The following is a 13,657-nucleotide window of genomic DNA, read 5'->3' as shown; positions in this document are numbered from 1 at the left end:
TCCCGGTCAATTTTTCGCAGTGCCGAGAGGCACTAGTATGTGAGTGGGAGGTTTTTTCGTATGACCAATTCTTTGCAACCTGCGTATGCGCTGGTTCCGGGTGCGAACCTGGAAGCCTATGTGCACACCGTCAACAGCATTCCATTGCTGACGCCGGAGCAGGAGCGTGAACTGGCCGAGAGTCTCTACTATGAGCAGGATTTGGGGGCGGCTCGGCAGATGGTGCTCGCCCACCTGCGTTTTGTCGTACACATTGCCCGTAGCTATTCCGGCTACGGTCTGGCTCAGGCTGACCTGATCCAGGAAGGTAACGTCGGCCTGATGAAGGCCGTCAAGCGCTTCAACCCGGAAATGGGCGTGCGTCTGGTGTCGTTCGCCGTGCACTGGATCAAGGCGGAAATTCACGAGTTCATCCTGCGCAACTGGCGCATTGTGAAAGTCGCGACCACCAAGGCCCAGCGCAAGCTGTTCTTCAACCTGCGCAGCCAGAAGAAGCGCCTGGCGTGGCTGAATAACGAGGAAGTCCACCGTGTGGCGGAAAGCCTTGGCGTCGAACCACGTGAAGTGCGCGAGATGGAAAGTCGTCTGACCGGTCACGACATGGCCTTCGACCCGGCTGCCGAAGCCGACGACGACAGTGCTTTCCAGTCTCCGGCCAACTACCTGGAAGACCACCGGTACGACCCGGCGCGTCAACTGGAAGATGCCGACTGGAGCGACAACTCCAACACCAACCTGCACGAAGCACTGGAAGTGCTGGACGAGCGCAGCCGTGACATCCTCTACCAGCGCTGGCTGGCGGAAGAGAAAGCCACGCTGCACGATCTGGCGCAGAAGTACAACGTGTCGGCCGAGCGAATCCGTCAGCTCGAAAAGAGCGCGATGAACAAGCTCAAGTTGTCGATCGCCGCTTAACTGGCGAATCCGCAATAAAAAACGCCCCGATCAGCGATGATCGGGGCGTTTTCATTTCTGTTTCAACACAAATCCCTGTGGGAGCGAGCCCGCTCGCGAAAGCGGTTTATCAGTGCCATCAATGCAAGCTGACACACCGCTTTCGCGAGCAGGCTCGCTCCCACATTGGAATTTCGGTGTTATTCAGCCCAAGGCGCCCGCCGCGAATCGTTCAGCCCGAGCAAGTAACTGTCCCCGCCCAACTGACTCATCTGCTGCCGAATCCACCCAGCCCGGCGCGATACATAACCGGTCGGATGACTCGCGCTCCACACCCGTGGATTGGGCAGTACGGCAGCCAGATAACTCGCCTGCTGGCGCGACAACGACTTTGCGCTCACACCAAAGTGATGGCGGGCCGCCGCTTCAGCGCCAAATACGCCGTCATCCCACTCGACGCTGTTCAGGTACACCTCGAGAATTCGCTGCTTGGGCCAGAACACCTCGATCAGCGCGGTAAACCACGCCTCCAGGCCTTTGCGCAGATAACTGCGGCCCGACCACAGAAAGAGGTTTTTCGACACCTGTTGGCTCAAGGTGCTGGCACCGCGAATCGAACCGCCCAGTTCGTTGTGGGCCAGAGCAGCCTGAATCGCGCGCAGATCGAAACCCCAGTGCTCAGGGAATTTCTGGTCTTCGCCGGCAATCACCGCCACTTTCAGGTCATCGGAGATCTCGTTCCACGGTTTCCAGCTGCGCTGCAGGTCAATCGGCTCGCCGTCGACCCAGGATTCGACCTTGCGCTCGACCATCAACGCCGTGCCCGGCGGTGGCACAAAGCGAAACACCAGCACCAGCAAGACACTGCCGCCGGCGAACCAGAGCAGGGCCTTCGTGAGACGACGGAAAATTGAACGCAGCATAGAGATGGCTTGGCCGAACCCGTGGAGCGGGCCATTATACAGACCCTGCCGATGGCGTCTGACTGGAGTTCCCCATGCTGCGTGGCTTTTTGATGCTGGCCGCTTTTTTCGGATTCACCGGTGTTGCGCTGGGCGCGTTTGCCGCCCACGGCCTGAAAAACCGCCTGACGCCGGAATACCTGACGATCTTCCACACTGGCGTCACCTACCAACTGGTGCACACGCTCGCACTGTTCGGCGTTGCGCTGCTGGCCACGCAGATTCCAGGGCGGCTGGTCACTTGGGCCGGCGTGTCCTTCACCGTCGGCATTGTGTTGTTCTCCGGCAGCCTGTATCTGCTGACCACCACCGGCATCAGCAAGCTCGGCATCATTACCCCTTTTGGTGGCCTCGCGTTTCTCATCGGTTGGGTTTGCCTCGGCCTCGCCGCCTGGCGCTTGCAGCTAACCGCTTGACGCTTGGTACTGACCTTTAGGTCATGATCGGGCTAGAATGCCAGCCCCTAAAAATGATGGCGGCGTTGTGCATGCGCATTCAGTTGAACGGTGAGTCCTTTGAATTGCCCGACGGTGAAACCGTTGCGGGCCTGATCACCCGTCTGGATCTGGCCGGACGTCGGGTGGCGGTCGAGCTCAATCTGGACATCGTCCCGCGCAGCCAGCATGCCGACACCACGTTGAACGACGGCGACAACGTCGAAGTGGTCCACGCCATCGGCGGCGGCTGATTGTCCCGGCCCGCAAGGGCACAGAATTCTGCAAGACCCTCACCCTTAAAGAGGATTCCCCATGAGCATCGTTCGTAGCGACAAGCCTTTTGTGCTGGCCGGTCGTACTTACCAGTCGCGTTTGCTGGTCGGTACCGGCAAGTACCGTGACATGGAAGAAACCCGCCAGGCCATCGAAGCCTCGGGTGCCGAAATCGTCACCTTCGCCGTGCGCCGCACCAACCTGGGCCAGATCGAAGGCGAGCCGAACCTGCTCGAAGTGCTGTCGCCGGATCGCTACACCTTCCTGCCGAACACCGCCGGTTGCTACGACGCCATCGAAGCCGTGCGCACCTGCCGCCTGGCGCGTGAACTGCTCGACGGCCACAATCTGGTGAAGCTGGAAGTGCTGGCCGACCAGAAAACCCTGTTCCCCAACGTGATCGAAACCCTCAAGGCCGCCGAAACCCTGGTCAAGGAAGGCTTCGACGTGATGGTCTACACCAGCGATGACCCGATTATCGCTCGCCAGTTGGCGGAAATCGGCTGCATCGCCGTGATGCCGCTAGCCGGTCTGATCGGCTCCGGTCTGGGTATCTGCAATCCGTACAACCTGCAGATCATCCTCGAAGAAGCCAGGATCCCGGTGCTGGTGGATGCTGGCGTCGGTACCGCTTCCGACGCGACCATCGCCATGGAACTGGGTTGCGACGCTGTACTGATGAACTCGGCCATCGCCCACGCCCAGCAACCGGTCATGATGGCGCAAGCCATGCAGCACGCCATCGTCGCCGGTCGCCTGGCGTACCTCGCCGGCCGCATGCCGAAAAAACTCTATGCCAGCGCCTCTTCGCCGCTGGATGGTCTGATCAAGTAAGAGCCATTGATGACTGAATCGAACGACACGCCTGTCCAGCCGGACGAAGGCGACGAGCGCCAACACCGCCGCATCAAGAGCTTCGTGATGCGCGCCGGGCGCATGACCGAAGGCCAGCAACGCGGCCTGGACCAGGGCGCGCCGCTGTACGTGCTGCCGCTGGCCGATGCGCCGGTCGATTACGACCAGGTGTTCGGCCGCTCGGCGCCGCGCTCGCTGGAAATCGGTTTCGGCATGGGCCACTCGCTGCTGGAAATGGCCGCGGCCGCTCCAGAGCAGGATTTCATCGGTGTTGAAGTGCACCGTCCGGGTGTCGGCGCGCTGCTCAATGGCGTGTTGACCCAAGGGCTGACCAACCTGCGGGTCTACGATTGCGACGCGATCGAAGTGCTCAACCGCTGCATCGCCGACAACAGCCTCGATCGCCTGATGCTGTTTTTCCCGGATCCGTGGCACAAGAGCCGCCACCACAAGCGCCGCATCGTCCAGGCCTCGTTCGCTGAACTGGTGCGCAGCAAGTTGAAGGTCGGCGGCATTCTGCACATGGCCACCGACTGGGAGCCTTACGCCGAGTACATGCTGGAAGTGATGAACGTCGTCCCCGGCTACCGCAACCTCGCCGAAGACGGCAAATGCGTCCCACGCCCGGCCGAACGCCCGATCACCAAGTTCGAACGCCGTGGCGAACGTCTTGGCCATGGCGTGTGGGATCTGAAGTTCGAAAAGATCGCTTAAGCATCACGCAAAAAAAACTGTGGGAGCGAGCCTGCTCGCGAAAGCGGTCTGACGTTCAACGATGATGTTGGATGTCAAGACGCCTTCGCGAGCAGGCTCGCTCCCACAATTGTTTTGTGTATGAGGAGATTACAGGGGGGCAAGAAATCGAGCGGGCACCTGCTCTGTCAACCAGACGCCATTTTCGGCCTGATAGAACTTGAAGCCCTGTTCTTCCATCTGCTTCGCGGCAACCTTCAGAACGACTGGCGTTCCGTAGCGTTGACCCACGGCCGACGCGGTGGCGATCTCGTCGGACAGATGCACCTGATGGCGTTGTCCTGGAATCAAGCCTTGTCTGTGGATCGAGTCGAGAAAACGCGTCGCTGTTCCGTGGTAGAGCGTTTGCGGTGGCTGTTTCTGCTCGAATTGCAGATCAACGCTTTTCGTCGAGTGGCCTTGAACAGCGCGTATACAGTGGCCATCAGCGGAAATCGTAAAACGCTTCTTGTCACTGCTGGTCACGACGTTTTCAATCAGCTCACGACTTAAATGCCTGCCATCACGCGCCGCGCCGCTGATCAGTGCTTCGATATTTGCCCAGCCTTCCGAATTCAGATTCAGTCCGATCGCCTGAGGCTCGTGACGCAACACGAAGCTAAGAAATTTGCTCGTCTCATCCAGTAGTTTTTTACTCATGAACTTCCCTTTCATTGCGATCAACTGTGGGAGTGAGCCTGCTCGCGATTGCGGACTGACAGTCACCGAAGAGGTTGAATGTCAGACCACTATCGCGAGCAGGCTCACTCCTACATTCGTTTTGGGTGTGCCGAAAGATCAGCGGCGATCAGCAACCACGCCGATCAGCACCAGTACCACCAGCAGCACCGGCGCCAGGCTGTAGTTGTTGAACTGGCTCAGGCCTTTGATCACCCATGGCGTGGCGTAGATCAGCGCGGCGCCGCTGCCGATCAGGCAGAGCAGGGCCATCAGGGGCACGCGCAGGGCGCCGGCGATGCTGCCCAGGCGTTGCTCGACCCAGCCTTTGAAGTCAGCGCCGAACAGCACCAGCAGGCAACCGACCAGCGCCAGGGCGATTTCCGAGAGATTGCTGCGGCTCCAGCGGGAGACGGTGGCCAGCAGGTCGAGTATCAAATCCATGCGTTTTCCCTTTGAGCTGAAGTCAGTTCAGAAATTGTTGCAGCAAATCGTTGAGGAACAGTTGGCCGCGTTCGGTCGCCGCCAGGCGTGACGGTTCGACCTGCAACAGGCCGCTTTGTTCGGCCTCGCGCCGGCCTTCGGCGAGGGTGTCCAGCGACAGGCCGGTGCGTTCCGGATACAGGCGCGATTCGACCCCGGCAGTCAGGCGCAGGGCGTTCATCAGGAACTCGAACGGCATCTCGTCATTGCTCAGCGATTTCTCGCCGGCCTGAAAGCTTTTCGCCGGGTTCAGATAATCCTTCGGCAGGCGGGTTTTCCATGTGCGCACGATGCGCCCGTCCGGGTGGCTCAACTTGCCATGGGCGCCGGCGCCGATGCCGATGAAGTCGCCGAAGCTCCAGTAATTAAGGTTATGCCGCGCCGGTCGACCGGCCTGGGCATACGCCGACACTTCGTACTGCGCGTAACCGTGCTCGGCCAGCAGCGCCTGGCCGGCTTCCTGAATGTCCCACAGCGTATCGTCTTCCGGCAGCACTGGCGGCTGATTCCAGAACACCGTATTCGGCTCCAGCGTCAGTTGATACCAGGAAATGTGCGTCGGCTTCAGCGCGATGGCCTGGCGCAGATCGCTCAGGGCATCGTCCAGCGACTGATCGGGCAAACCGTGCATCAAGTCCAGGTTGAAGTTATCGAACCCTGCCTGTCGCGCCATGCCCGCCGCACGCACGGCTTCGTCACCGTTGTGGATGCGGCCAAGGGCCTCAAGCTTCTCCTGCTGAAAGCTCTGGATACCGATCGACAGCCGATTGATCCCCAGCTTGCGATAGGCGACAAACTTCTCTTGCTCGAAGGTGCCCGGATTGGCCTCAAGGGTGATTTCGATGTCGGCAGCGAACGGGATGCGTTGTTCGACGCCCTTCAACAAACGCCCGAGGGCTTCGGCGCTGAACAGGCTGGGCGTCCCGCCACCGAAGAAAATCGAAGTCAGCTCACGGCCATACACCGCATGCAGATCCTGATCGAGATCGGCCAGCAGCGCGTCGACGTATTCCTGCTCCGGCAGCACCGGGCTGGCGGTGTGCGAGTTGAAATCGCAATACGGGCATTTGCGCACACACCACGGAATGTGGATGTACAGCGCCAGGGGCGGCAGAGTTGGCAGCGGCGCCCGAGGCGAGGACGCGGCGCCGCCGATGATCAGCGACGACGCGGAAGAATCAGTGGTCATTTCAAGCCCAGACGCTGGCGCAGCAGATCCATTGCACGGGCGCGATGGCTGATCTGGTTCTTGTCGGCCGGGCTCAGCTCGGCGCTGGAGCAATCGCGCTCCGGCACCCAGAACAGTGGGTCATAACCGAAGCCGTGCTCGCCGCTGGCAGCGGTGAGGATGCGCCCGTGCCACAGGCCTTCGCAGAGAATCGGCAGCGGATCATCGGCGTGGCGCACCAGTGCCAATACGCAGACGAACTGCGCGCCGCGCTCGGCTTGCGGTACGTCCTTCAGCGCATCGAGCAGTTTGGCGTTGTTCGCCGCATCGCCCTGGCCGTCGGCGTAACGCGCCGAGTAGATACCCGGCGCACCGCCAAGGAAATCCACCGCCAGCCCGGAATCATCGGCCAGTGCCGGCAGCCCGGAAATACGCGCGGCATTGCGGGCCTTGAGGATCGCGTTCTCGACAAACGACAGGCCGGTTTCTTCCGGCTCGACCTTGCTCCACTCGCCAATCGAGCGCAGCTGCACCGAGTCGCCGAGCATGGCCTGGAGTTCTTTGAGTTTGCCGGCGTTATGGCTGGCCAGTACGAGCTGCTTGATGTTCATCATTCGCCGGGAAAGAGTTCTTGGTTGAAATTGATAGTGTTGATCTTGTCGCCGTTCTGCACCTTGATTTCAAAGGTGCGGGTTTCCTGCTGCGGCACCGGGTACTGGGCGATGTAGTAGATCGCGCCCTGTTCGGTGACCTGGCGGAAGTTCAGCGGCACGCTGTTGCTGGTCAGATCCTTGATCGTGCCGGTGACGCTGGCGATCACCGGTTTGCCGTCCTTGACCACCGAGACGTTGATCACGCCTTGGTTCTTGCTGCGGATCAGCTCGGCAGCCTTGGCGATGTCCGGTTGCAGGAACGTCGAGTTGAAGGTGTTGTAGTGCACCGTGATGTCGCCGAAGGTTTCCTTGCGCTCACCTTTGATGACGTCCGCCGCCATGGTGCTGGCGCTCAGGCAGGCGGTGAATAACAGCAACGCTAGACGGCTCATGTTCATGCTCCTTCAAATGCCCAGGCTCAGACCGCGACTCGGGCGTCCGCCAACTGCGGACTGCTGACGCGGTAGATACCGATTTCACCTAACAGATTAGGCCATAGCTTACTGGCCCACCCGTGGCGGTGCTGTTGATCCACGGCAAGCCGATCAATGACCTTGGCGTCACGTTCGCGGCACAACTCTTCGAAGTCCTCGAAGGTGCAGAAGTGAATGTTCGGCGTGTTGTACCAGGTGTAAGGCAGGAATTCCGAGACCGGCATGCGGCCCTTGCTCGCCAGATACCAGCGGCAGCGCCAGTGGCCGAAGTTGGGGAAGGTAATGATGCACTGGCGACCGACCCGAAGCATTTCGTCGAGGATCTTGTCCGGGTAATGCACCGCTTGCAGGGCCTGGGTCATGACGACGATGTCGAAACTGTTGCTGGCGAAGTTGCCCAGGCCTTTGTCCAGATCCTGCTCGATGACGTTGATGCCCTTGGCCACGCACTCGGCGATGTTGTCGGCGTCGTTTTCCAGGCCATAACCGGTGACGTTCTTGTTGTCGCGCAGCCAGGTCAGCAGCTCGCCGTCACCGCAACCGAGGTCGAGGACGCGGCTGCCGGCGGGGATCCATTCCTGGATGATTTCCAGATCAGCTCTCATGGCTTTCTCACAACGAAATGCGGTTCATGTAATTGCCGAACGCCTGCAAATAACGCGGGATCGGAATCAGGAAGGCGTCGTGGCCCTGGGGCGCATCGATTTCCAGATAACTGACGTCCTTGCGCGCGGCCATCAGCGCATCCACCAGTTCCCGCGAGCGCGCCGGGGAGAAGCGCCAGTCGGTGGTGAACGACATCACGCAGAACTTGGCCGTGGCGTTTTCGAAGGTTTTCGCCAGATCATCGTCGAAGTTCGCCGCCGGATCGAAGTAGTCCAGCGCTTTGGTCATCAACAGATAAGTGTTGGCATCGAAGCGCCCGGAGAACTCTTCGCCCTGATAACGCAGGTAGCTTTCGACCTGGAACTCGACACTGTGGAAGTCGTAGTTGAGCTTTTCGCTCTTCAGGCCACGGCCGAATTTCTCACCCATGGAGTCGTCGGACAGATAGGTAATGTGCCCGACCATGCGCGCCAGCATCAGCCCGCGCTTGGGGATCACGCCGGCTTCCTGGAACGAACCACCGTGGAATTCCGGATCGGTGAGGATCGCCTGGCGCGCGACTTCGTTGAAGGCGATGTTCTGCGCCGACAGTTTTGGTGCCGAGGCGATGGCCAGGCAGTGCCGCACGCGATCGGGGTAGGTGATGGTCCATTGCAACGCCTGCATGCCGCCGAGGCTGCCGCCGATCACCGCCGCCCACTGGCCGATGCCGAGCAGGTCAGCCAGGCGCGCCTGGCTGTGCACCCAGTCTTCGACGGTGAGCACCGGGAAGTCGGCGCCGAACGGCTTGCCGGTCTCCGGGTTGACGCTGCTCGGGCCGGTGGAGCCGTTGCAGCCGCCGAGGTTGTTCAGGCTGACCACGTAGAACTTGTTGGTGTCGATCGGCTTGCCGGGGCCGATGCAGCTGTCCCACCAACCGGGCTTGCGGTCGTCGACGCTGTGATAACCAGCGGCGTGATGATGACCGGACAGCGCGTGGCAGATCAGCACGGCGTTGCTCGCCTGGGCGTTCAGCGTGCCGTAGGTTTCATAAATCAGGTCATAAGCGGCCAGCGAACGGCCACAGGCCAGCGTCAGCGGTTCGCTGAAATGCGCGGTTTGCGGCGTTACCAGACCAACAGAATCGGCGGGAAAGGCAGTTGGCATCGACCCTGCTCTCGTTGAAATGAGGCGTAAGTCTAAAGACCGTGGGGGGTAGCGGCAAGCGGCCCTCACCCTAACCCTCTCCCGGAGGGGAGAGGGGACTGACCGCGGCGATCTTCAGAGTGATGCTGACCTGAGATATCGAGTCGAACTCAGGCCTTGAAAACAACCCGATCGGCTCCCTCTCCCTCGGGAGAGGGCTGGGGTGAGGGGGCGCAGACGACGCCATATCAAGCCGAGCGCCAATCCCTCTCACCTCACATCAGCAAGCGCAGGATTTCCGGCATCATTGTCATCGCCGCCAGATTGTTGATCACCAGCATGTCGATCAATTTAAGCGCAAGGAAGGCGAAGATCGGCGACAGATCCAGGCCACCAAGGTTCGGCAGGAAGCGGCGGAACGGTGCCAGCGCCGGTTCGCAGATCTGGTTGACCAGCTCAGCGCCCGGATTGTGGCTGCCCGGTGCGACCCACGACAGAATCACGCTGATGATCAGAGCGAAGAAGAAGATCTTCAGGAACAGTGCAGTGACGCCGATCAGCGACCAGATCAACAGTTGCAGCGGGTTGCCGGTGGTGCCGTAGGTCAGCAGCAGGGTCAGCGCCATCAGCAGCAGTTGCACCAGAATCGCCAGCACCAGCGACGACATGTCGAGGCCGAACAGGCTTGGGATGATCCGGCGCAAAGGCTTGAGCAGCGGCTGAGTGGCCTTGACCACGAACTGGCACAGCGGGTTGTAGAAGTTCGCCCGCACCAGTTGCAGGACGAAGCGCAGCAGCACGATCAGCAGGTACAGGCTGCCGAGGGTTTGCAGCACGTAAACCGCTGCGGTGTTCAATCCGATCATGTAAGGCTCCTTTATTTGCCCAGTTGTTCGGCCATTTCGGCCGAGCGGTGCGCGGCGGCGCCGAGTGCGGTTTCAACCAGCGCTTCGAAGCCGCCAGCCTGGAATGATTTGATCGCAGCTTCCGTGGTGCCATTCGGCGAGGTCACGCGGCGGCGCAGTTCGGCTGCATCGACATCGCTGGACACCGCCATGTGCGCGGCGCCCAGAGCAGTCTGCACGGTCAGTTGCTCAGCGATCTCTTTTGGCAGGCCAAGTTTGACGCCGGCGGCGGTCATCGCTTCGATCAGCAGGAAGAAGTACGCCGGGCCGGAGCCGGACACTGCGGTGACTGCGTCCAGTTGCTGTTCTTCTTCCAGCCACAGGGCGATGCCTACGGCGGACAGCAGCTCTTCGGCTTGCTGACGCTGCTCGGCGGTTACTTCGCTGGTCGCGTACAAACCGCTGACACCCTGACGCAGCAGCGCCGGGGTGTTCGGCATGCAGCGCACGATTGGCTGTTCGCCGAGCCACGCGGTCATGCTCGCGCAGGTAATGCCGGCGGCGATCGACACCACCAGTTGATTCGGTTTCAGGCTTGGGCGAATCGCCTCGCACACGGCTTTCATCGCCTGTGGCTTGACCGCCAGCACGATGACATCGACGCCGTCGATGGCCTGGGCGTTGTCAGCGAAGGTTTCGATGCCGTGTTCGGCGCTGACTTTGGCGCGGGTGTCTTCGCCCGGATCGCTGGCGCGGATCTGCGCCGCTTCCAGACCTTTGGCGCGCAAGCCGCCAATCAGACTGGCCGCCATGTTGCCCGCACCGATAAACGCAATACGTGTGTTGCTCATGTGTGGTCCTTATCTGGAAACGTTCAAGACTGGGAATAATCTCTGGCGCCAAACAGCGCGGTACCGATCCGCACCCAGGTGGCGCCTTGGGCAATGGCCGACTCGAGGTCGTGGCTCATGCCCATGGACAATGTGTCGAGCGGCAGAGCGAGGCTCGCCTGCAATGTCTGCACGGCGGCGAAGGCAGCGTCCTGTTCAGCGCGCTCTTCGGTCGGCTCGGGAATCGCCATCAGTCCGCGCAATTTCAGCCGGGGCAGGGCGCTGATGGCCTCGGCCAGCGCCGGCAGATCGGCCGGGGTGCAACCGGATTTGCTCGCCTCGCCGCTGACATTGACCTGAATGCAGATGTTCAGGGGCGGCAGTTCGGCCGGGCGCTGCTCGGACAGGCGTTGGGCAATTTTCAGACGATCCACGGAGTGCACCCAGTCGAAATGCTCGGCAATCGCGCGAGTCTTGTTCGATTGAATGGGGCCGATGAAGTGCCAGATCAAGGGCAGGTCGGCCAGCTCCAGCTGTTTGCCCAAAGCTTCCTGCAAGTAGTTCTCGCCGAAGTCGCGCAGGCCGGCGGCATAGGCTTCACGCAGGGCCTGGGCGGGTTTGGTCTTGCTCACGGCGAGCAAATGGATGCTGTTTTCGTCGCGGTGCGCAGCTTTCGCCGCTGCCTGGATGCGCGAACTAACCTGAAGGATGTTGTCTGCTATCGTGGACATCAAGAGGCGCCGGCGGTCTGTAGGTTCGCGGCATTCTACTGGAATTGAGGGACGCTATGGATATCACTGAACTGCTGGCCTTCAGCGCCAAACAGGGCGCTTCCGACCTGCACCTGTCGGCCGGCCTGCCGCCGATGATCCGTGTCGATGGCGACGTACGACGGATCAATCTGCCGGCGCTGGATCACAAGCAAGTGCACGATCTGATCTACGACATCATGAACGACACCCAGCGCATCGAATTCGAGAAAAATCTGGAAACGGATTTTTCCTTCGATGTACCCGGCGTGGCGCGCTTTCGGGTCAACGCATTCAACCAGAACCGTGGCGCCGGCGCCGTGTTCCGCACCATTCCGTCGAAAGTGCTGAGCATGGAAGACCTCGCCATGGGCGATGTTTTTCGCAAGATCACCGACGCGCCGCGCGGGCTGGTGCTGGTCACCGGGCCGACCGGCTCCGGCAAATCGACCACGCTGGCGGCGATGATCGATTACCTCAACACCCATCGCCATCACCACATCCTCACCATTGAGGACCCCATCGAGTTCGTCCATGAATCGCGCAAATGCCTGATCAATCAGCGCGAAGTCCATCGCGATACGCGCAGCTTCGCCACCGCACTGCGCTCGGCGCTGCGTGAAGACCCGGACGTGATTCTGGTCGGCGAAATGCGTGATCTGGAAACCATTCGCCTGGCGCTGACCGCCGCTGAGACCGGGCATCTGGTGTTCGGCACGCTGCACACGACCTCGGCGGCGAAGACCATCGATCGCGTGGTTGACGTGTTTCCCGGAGACGAGAAGTCGATGGTCCGTTCGATGCTGTCGGAGTCGTTGCTGGCGGTGGTGTCGCAGACGTTGATCAAGAAGATCGGCGGCGGGCGGGTGGCAGCTCATGAAATCATGCTCGGGACATCGGCGATTCGTAACCTGATCCGCGAGGACAAGGTGGCGCAGATGTATTCGGCGATTCAGACCGGTGGGTCGCTGGGGATGCAGACACTCGATATGTGCCTGAAGGATCTGGTGACCAAGGGCCTGATCAGCCGCGAGCATGCGCGGGAGAAGGCGCGCACCCCGGATAACTTCTGAGGGTCGGTGGTGCGGCTGCCGGCCCCTTCGCGAGCAGGCTCGCTCCCACATCAAACCGCATTCCTTCAGCTGGAATGCATTCTTCTGTGGGAGCGAGCCTGCTCGCGAAGGTGGCGGTACTGCTTGAGCAGATTTCCGGATCAGTCAGCTCAGCGCTGGACTACGCGCAGCTGCTGTTGCTCTTTCGGCAATACGCGCTTGGCGACGACGTAATGCTTTTCCCAGTACGGCTTGTTCAGCGTGTCGATGCTCACCGCTTTGCCACGGCGCGGGGCGTGGATGAAGCGGTCGTTGCCCAGGTAGATGGCAACGTGGTTGACCCGACGGCTCTTGATGTTGAAGAAAATCAGATCGCCCGGCTTCAGATCCTTGCGCTCGACTTTCTCGCCGTGACCGCTGGCCATGGCGTTGGAGGTGCGTGGCAGGTCGAACGTAGCGTCGTTGAACGCGTATTTCACCAGACCGCTGCAATCGAAGCCTTTACTTGGGCTGCTGCCGCCCCAACGATAAGGTGTACCGAGGACGTTTACCGCACGGCTCAGCACATTGCTGCTTTCCTTGCTCGCCATCGGTGGCACCAGCTTGCTGCGGCTCTTGCTGCTCAGCGTGGTGGTCTTGCTCTTGCTGCTTTTGCTCGAAGGAGCCGAAGCATGGGATTTTGGGGTGAAGCCGTTGACGTTAGGAAGACGTTGCTCACGATTGGTGGCGTGGGCGGCCAGTGGCATTAATAGGCAAATAGTCAGCCATGTCTTGAAAAATGGTCGCATTAGGCGTGGCTCATAAGTGATAGCGCGCAACTTTATAACAGCTTTTTTTGCCGTTCCGAGGCCGTTCATCGATTCATTCGGCTGGCTACGGAA

The 13,657-nt window shown here is 60.6% G+C and carries 18 protein-coding genes; 6 read left to right on the top strand and 12 right to left on the bottom strand.

Annotated elements, in window-relative coordinates; translation table 11 throughout:
• Positions 1–60 precede the first annotated feature (60 nt).
• On the top strand, positions 61–915 hold the full coding sequence (gene rpoH, locus AB4N41_RS07090; RefSeq protein WP_016772717.1) for an RNA polymerase sigma factor RpoH: 855 nt from the start codon (positions 61–63) through the stop codon (positions 913–915).
• Positions 916–1,094: 179 nt separating this feature from the next.
• On the opposite strand, the gene mtgA is transcribed toward rpoH, so the two are convergent.
• Positions 1,095–1,817 carry a monofunctional biosynthetic peptidoglycan transglycosylase gene (gene mtgA / locus AB4N41_RS07085; protein WP_056786362.1) on the bottom strand — a complete coding sequence of 241 codons (723 nt, stop codon included), beginning with the start codon at positions 1,815–1,817 and terminating at the stop codon, positions 1,095–1,097.
• A 74-nt stretch (positions 1,818–1,891) separates the two neighbouring features.
• Here mtgA and AB4N41_RS07080 point away from each other — a divergent pair, with 74 nt between their 5' ends.
• The 4 genes from AB4N41_RS07080 to trmB all read left to right on the top strand — a co-directional run bounded on the left by AB4N41_RS07080 (position 1,892) and on the right by trmB (position 4,135).
• On the top strand, positions 1,892–2,272 hold the full coding sequence (locus tag AB4N41_RS07080) for a DUF423 domain-containing protein (RefSeq protein WP_056786365.1): 381 nt from the start codon (positions 1,892–1,894) through the stop codon (positions 2,270–2,272).
• A gap of 71 nt (positions 2,273–2,343) precedes the next feature.
• Positions 2,344–2,544 carry a sulfur carrier protein ThiS gene (gene thiS, locus AB4N41_RS07075; RefSeq protein ID WP_038861193.1) on the top strand — a complete coding sequence of 67 codons (201 nt, stop codon included), beginning with the start codon at positions 2,344–2,346 and terminating at the stop codon, positions 2,542–2,544.
• A 61-nt stretch (positions 2,545–2,605) separates the two neighbouring features.
• Entirely contained in the window at positions 2,606–3,400 is a 795-nt protein-coding gene (locus AB4N41_RS07070; protein ID WP_041476820.1) for a thiazole synthase, read from the top strand.
• A 9-nt stretch (positions 3,401–3,409) separates the two neighbouring features.
• On the top strand, positions 3,410–4,135 hold the full coding sequence (gene trmB / locus AB4N41_RS07065; protein WP_252877051.1) for a tRNA (guanosine(46)-N7)-methyltransferase TrmB: 726 nt from the start codon (positions 3,410–3,412) through the stop codon (positions 4,133–4,135).
• A 129-nt stretch (positions 4,136–4,264) separates the two neighbouring features.
• On the opposite strand, the gene AB4N41_RS07060 is transcribed toward trmB, so the two are convergent.
• The 10 genes from AB4N41_RS07060 to AB4N41_RS07015 all read right to left on the bottom strand — a co-directional run bounded on the left by AB4N41_RS07060 (position 4,265) and on the right by AB4N41_RS07015 (position 11,706).
• Complete coding sequence (locus AB4N41_RS07060) at positions 4,265–4,813, bottom strand: RNA 2'-phosphotransferase (RefSeq protein ID WP_150636923.1); 549 nt, start codon at positions 4,811–4,813, stop codon at positions 4,265–4,267.
• Between the two features lie 138 nt (positions 4,814–4,951).
• Positions 4,952–5,275 (bottom strand): DUF3392 domain-containing protein, encoded by a 324-nt coding sequence (locus tag AB4N41_RS07055; protein WP_008083808.1) that lies wholly within the window; start codon positions 5,273–5,275, stop codon positions 4,952–4,954.
• Between the two features lie 22 nt (positions 5,276–5,297).
• Positions 5,298–6,503, bottom strand: a complete 1,206-nt coding sequence (gene hemW / locus AB4N41_RS07050) for a radical SAM family heme chaperone HemW (RefSeq protein WP_056786374.1) — start codon at positions 6,501–6,503, stop codon at positions 5,298–5,300.
• Entirely contained in the window at positions 6,500–7,096 is a 597-nt protein-coding gene (rdgB, locus tag AB4N41_RS07045) for an RdgB/HAM1 family non-canonical purine NTP pyrophosphatase (RefSeq protein ID WP_024014661.1), read from the bottom strand. Before rdgB ends, hemW begins: the two co-directional genes overlap by 4 nt.
• A complete protein-coding gene (locus AB4N41_RS07040) occupies positions 7,093–7,527 on the bottom strand; it encodes a DUF4426 domain-containing protein (protein ID WP_110644428.1) in 435 nt (144 codons plus the stop codon). Before AB4N41_RS07040 ends, rdgB begins: the two co-directional genes overlap by 4 nt.
• A 26-nt stretch (positions 7,528–7,553) precedes the next feature.
• Positions 7,554–8,174 (bottom strand): methionine biosynthesis protein MetW, encoded by a 621-nt coding sequence (gene metW, locus AB4N41_RS07035; RefSeq protein ID WP_056786380.1) that lies wholly within the window; start codon positions 8,172–8,174, stop codon positions 7,554–7,556.
• A 7-nt stretch (positions 8,175–8,181) separates the two neighbouring features.
• Complete coding sequence (gene metX, locus AB4N41_RS07030; RefSeq protein WP_252877050.1) at positions 8,182–9,321, bottom strand: homoserine O-succinyltransferase MetX; 1,140 nt, start codon at positions 9,319–9,321, stop codon at positions 8,182–8,184.
• Positions 9,322–9,575: 254 nt separating this feature from the next.
• On the bottom strand, positions 9,576–10,166 hold the full coding sequence (locus AB4N41_RS07025; RefSeq protein ID WP_039757546.1) for a YggT family protein: 591 nt from the start codon (positions 10,164–10,166) through the stop codon (positions 9,576–9,578).
• Between the two features lie 11 nt (positions 10,167–10,177).
• Entirely contained in the window at positions 10,178–10,996 is an 819-nt protein-coding gene (gene proC / locus AB4N41_RS07020; protein ID WP_041476815.1) for a pyrroline-5-carboxylate reductase, read from the bottom strand.
• Between the two features lie 23 nt (positions 10,997–11,019).
• Positions 11,020–11,706 carry a YggS family pyridoxal phosphate-dependent enzyme gene (locus AB4N41_RS07015; RefSeq protein ID WP_071172225.1) on the bottom strand — a complete coding sequence of 229 codons (687 nt, stop codon included), beginning with the start codon at positions 11,704–11,706 and terminating at the stop codon, positions 11,020–11,022.
• A gap of 56 nt (positions 11,707–11,762) precedes the next feature.
• Here AB4N41_RS07015 and AB4N41_RS07010 point away from each other — a divergent pair, with 56 nt between their 5' ends.
• On the top strand, positions 11,763–12,797 hold the full coding sequence (locus AB4N41_RS07010) for a type IV pilus twitching motility protein PilT (RefSeq protein ID WP_016772732.1): 1,035 nt from the start codon (positions 11,763–11,765) through the stop codon (positions 12,795–12,797).
• 149 nt (positions 12,798–12,946) lie between these two features.
• Here AB4N41_RS07010 and AB4N41_RS07005 read toward each other — a convergent pair whose 3' ends face one another.
• Entirely contained in the window at positions 12,947–13,564 is a 618-nt protein-coding gene (locus tag AB4N41_RS07005; RefSeq protein WP_024014657.1) for a C40 family peptidase, read from the bottom strand.
• Between the last annotated feature and the right edge of the window lie 93 nt (positions 13,565–13,657).

The sequence above is a fragment of the Pseudomonas sp. S2_A10 genome (assembly GCF_054668465.1).
Note: the sequence above shows the minus strand (reverse complement) of the source record. Positions and strands in the feature narration are given on the sequence as shown.

Excerpts from the sequence above, each read along its gene's own strand:
- rpoH (WP_016772717.1), top strand. The coding sequence starts at position 61 with ATGACCAATTCTTTGCAACCTGCGTATGCGCTGGTTCCGGGTGCGAAC.
- mtgA (WP_056786362.1), bottom strand. The coding sequence starts at position 1,817 with ATGCTGCGTTCAATTTTCCGTCGTCTCACGAAGGCCCTGCTCTGGTTC.
- AB4N41_RS07080 (WP_056786365.1), top strand. The coding sequence starts at position 1,892 with ATGCTGCGTGGCTTTTTGATGCTGGCCGCTTTTTTCGGATTCACCGGT.
- thiS (WP_038861193.1), top strand. The coding sequence starts at position 2,344 with ATGCGCATTCAGTTGAACGGTGAGTCCTTTGAATTGCCCGACGGTGAA.
- AB4N41_RS07070 (WP_041476820.1), top strand. The coding sequence starts at position 2,606 with ATGAGCATCGTTCGTAGCGACAAGCCTTTTGTGCTGGCCGGTCGTACT.
- trmB (WP_252877051.1), top strand. The coding sequence starts at position 3,410 with ATGACTGAATCGAACGACACGCCTGTCCAGCCGGACGAAGGCGACGAG.
- AB4N41_RS07060 (WP_150636923.1), bottom strand. The coding sequence starts at position 4,813 with ATGAGTAAAAAACTACTGGATGAGACGAGCAAATTTCTTAGCTTCGTG.
- AB4N41_RS07055 (WP_008083808.1), bottom strand. The coding sequence starts at position 5,275 with ATGGATTTGATACTCGACCTGCTGGCCACCGTCTCCCGCTGGAGCCGC.
- hemW (WP_056786374.1), bottom strand. The coding sequence starts at position 6,503 with ATGACCACTGATTCTTCCGCGTCGTCGCTGATCATCGGCGGCGCCGCG.
- rdgB (WP_024014661.1), bottom strand. The coding sequence starts at position 7,096 with ATGATGAACATCAAGCAGCTCGTACTGGCCAGCCATAACGCCGGCAAA.
- AB4N41_RS07040 (WP_110644428.1), bottom strand. The coding sequence starts at position 7,527 with ATGAGCCGTCTAGCGTTGCTGTTATTCACCGCCTGCCTGAGCGCCAGC.
- metW (WP_056786380.1), bottom strand. The coding sequence starts at position 8,174 with ATGAGAGCTGATCTGGAAATCATCCAGGAATGGATCCCCGCCGGCAGC.
- metX (WP_252877050.1), bottom strand. The coding sequence starts at position 9,321 with ATGCCAACTGCCTTTCCCGCCGATTCTGTTGGTCTGGTAACGCCGCAA.
- AB4N41_RS07025 (WP_039757546.1), bottom strand. The coding sequence starts at position 10,166 with ATGATCGGATTGAACACCGCAGCGGTTTACGTGCTGCAAACCCTCGGC.
- proC (WP_041476815.1), bottom strand. The coding sequence starts at position 10,996 with ATGAGCAACACACGTATTGCGTTTATCGGTGCGGGCAACATGGCGGCC.
- AB4N41_RS07015 (WP_071172225.1), bottom strand. The coding sequence starts at position 11,706 with ATGTCCACGATAGCAGACAACATCCTTCAGGTTAGTTCGCGCATCCAG.
- AB4N41_RS07010 (WP_016772732.1), top strand. The coding sequence starts at position 11,763 with ATGGATATCACTGAACTGCTGGCCTTCAGCGCCAAACAGGGCGCTTCC.
- AB4N41_RS07005 (WP_024014657.1), bottom strand. The coding sequence starts at position 13,564 with ATGCGACCATTTTTCAAGACATGGCTGACTATTTGCCTATTAATGCCA.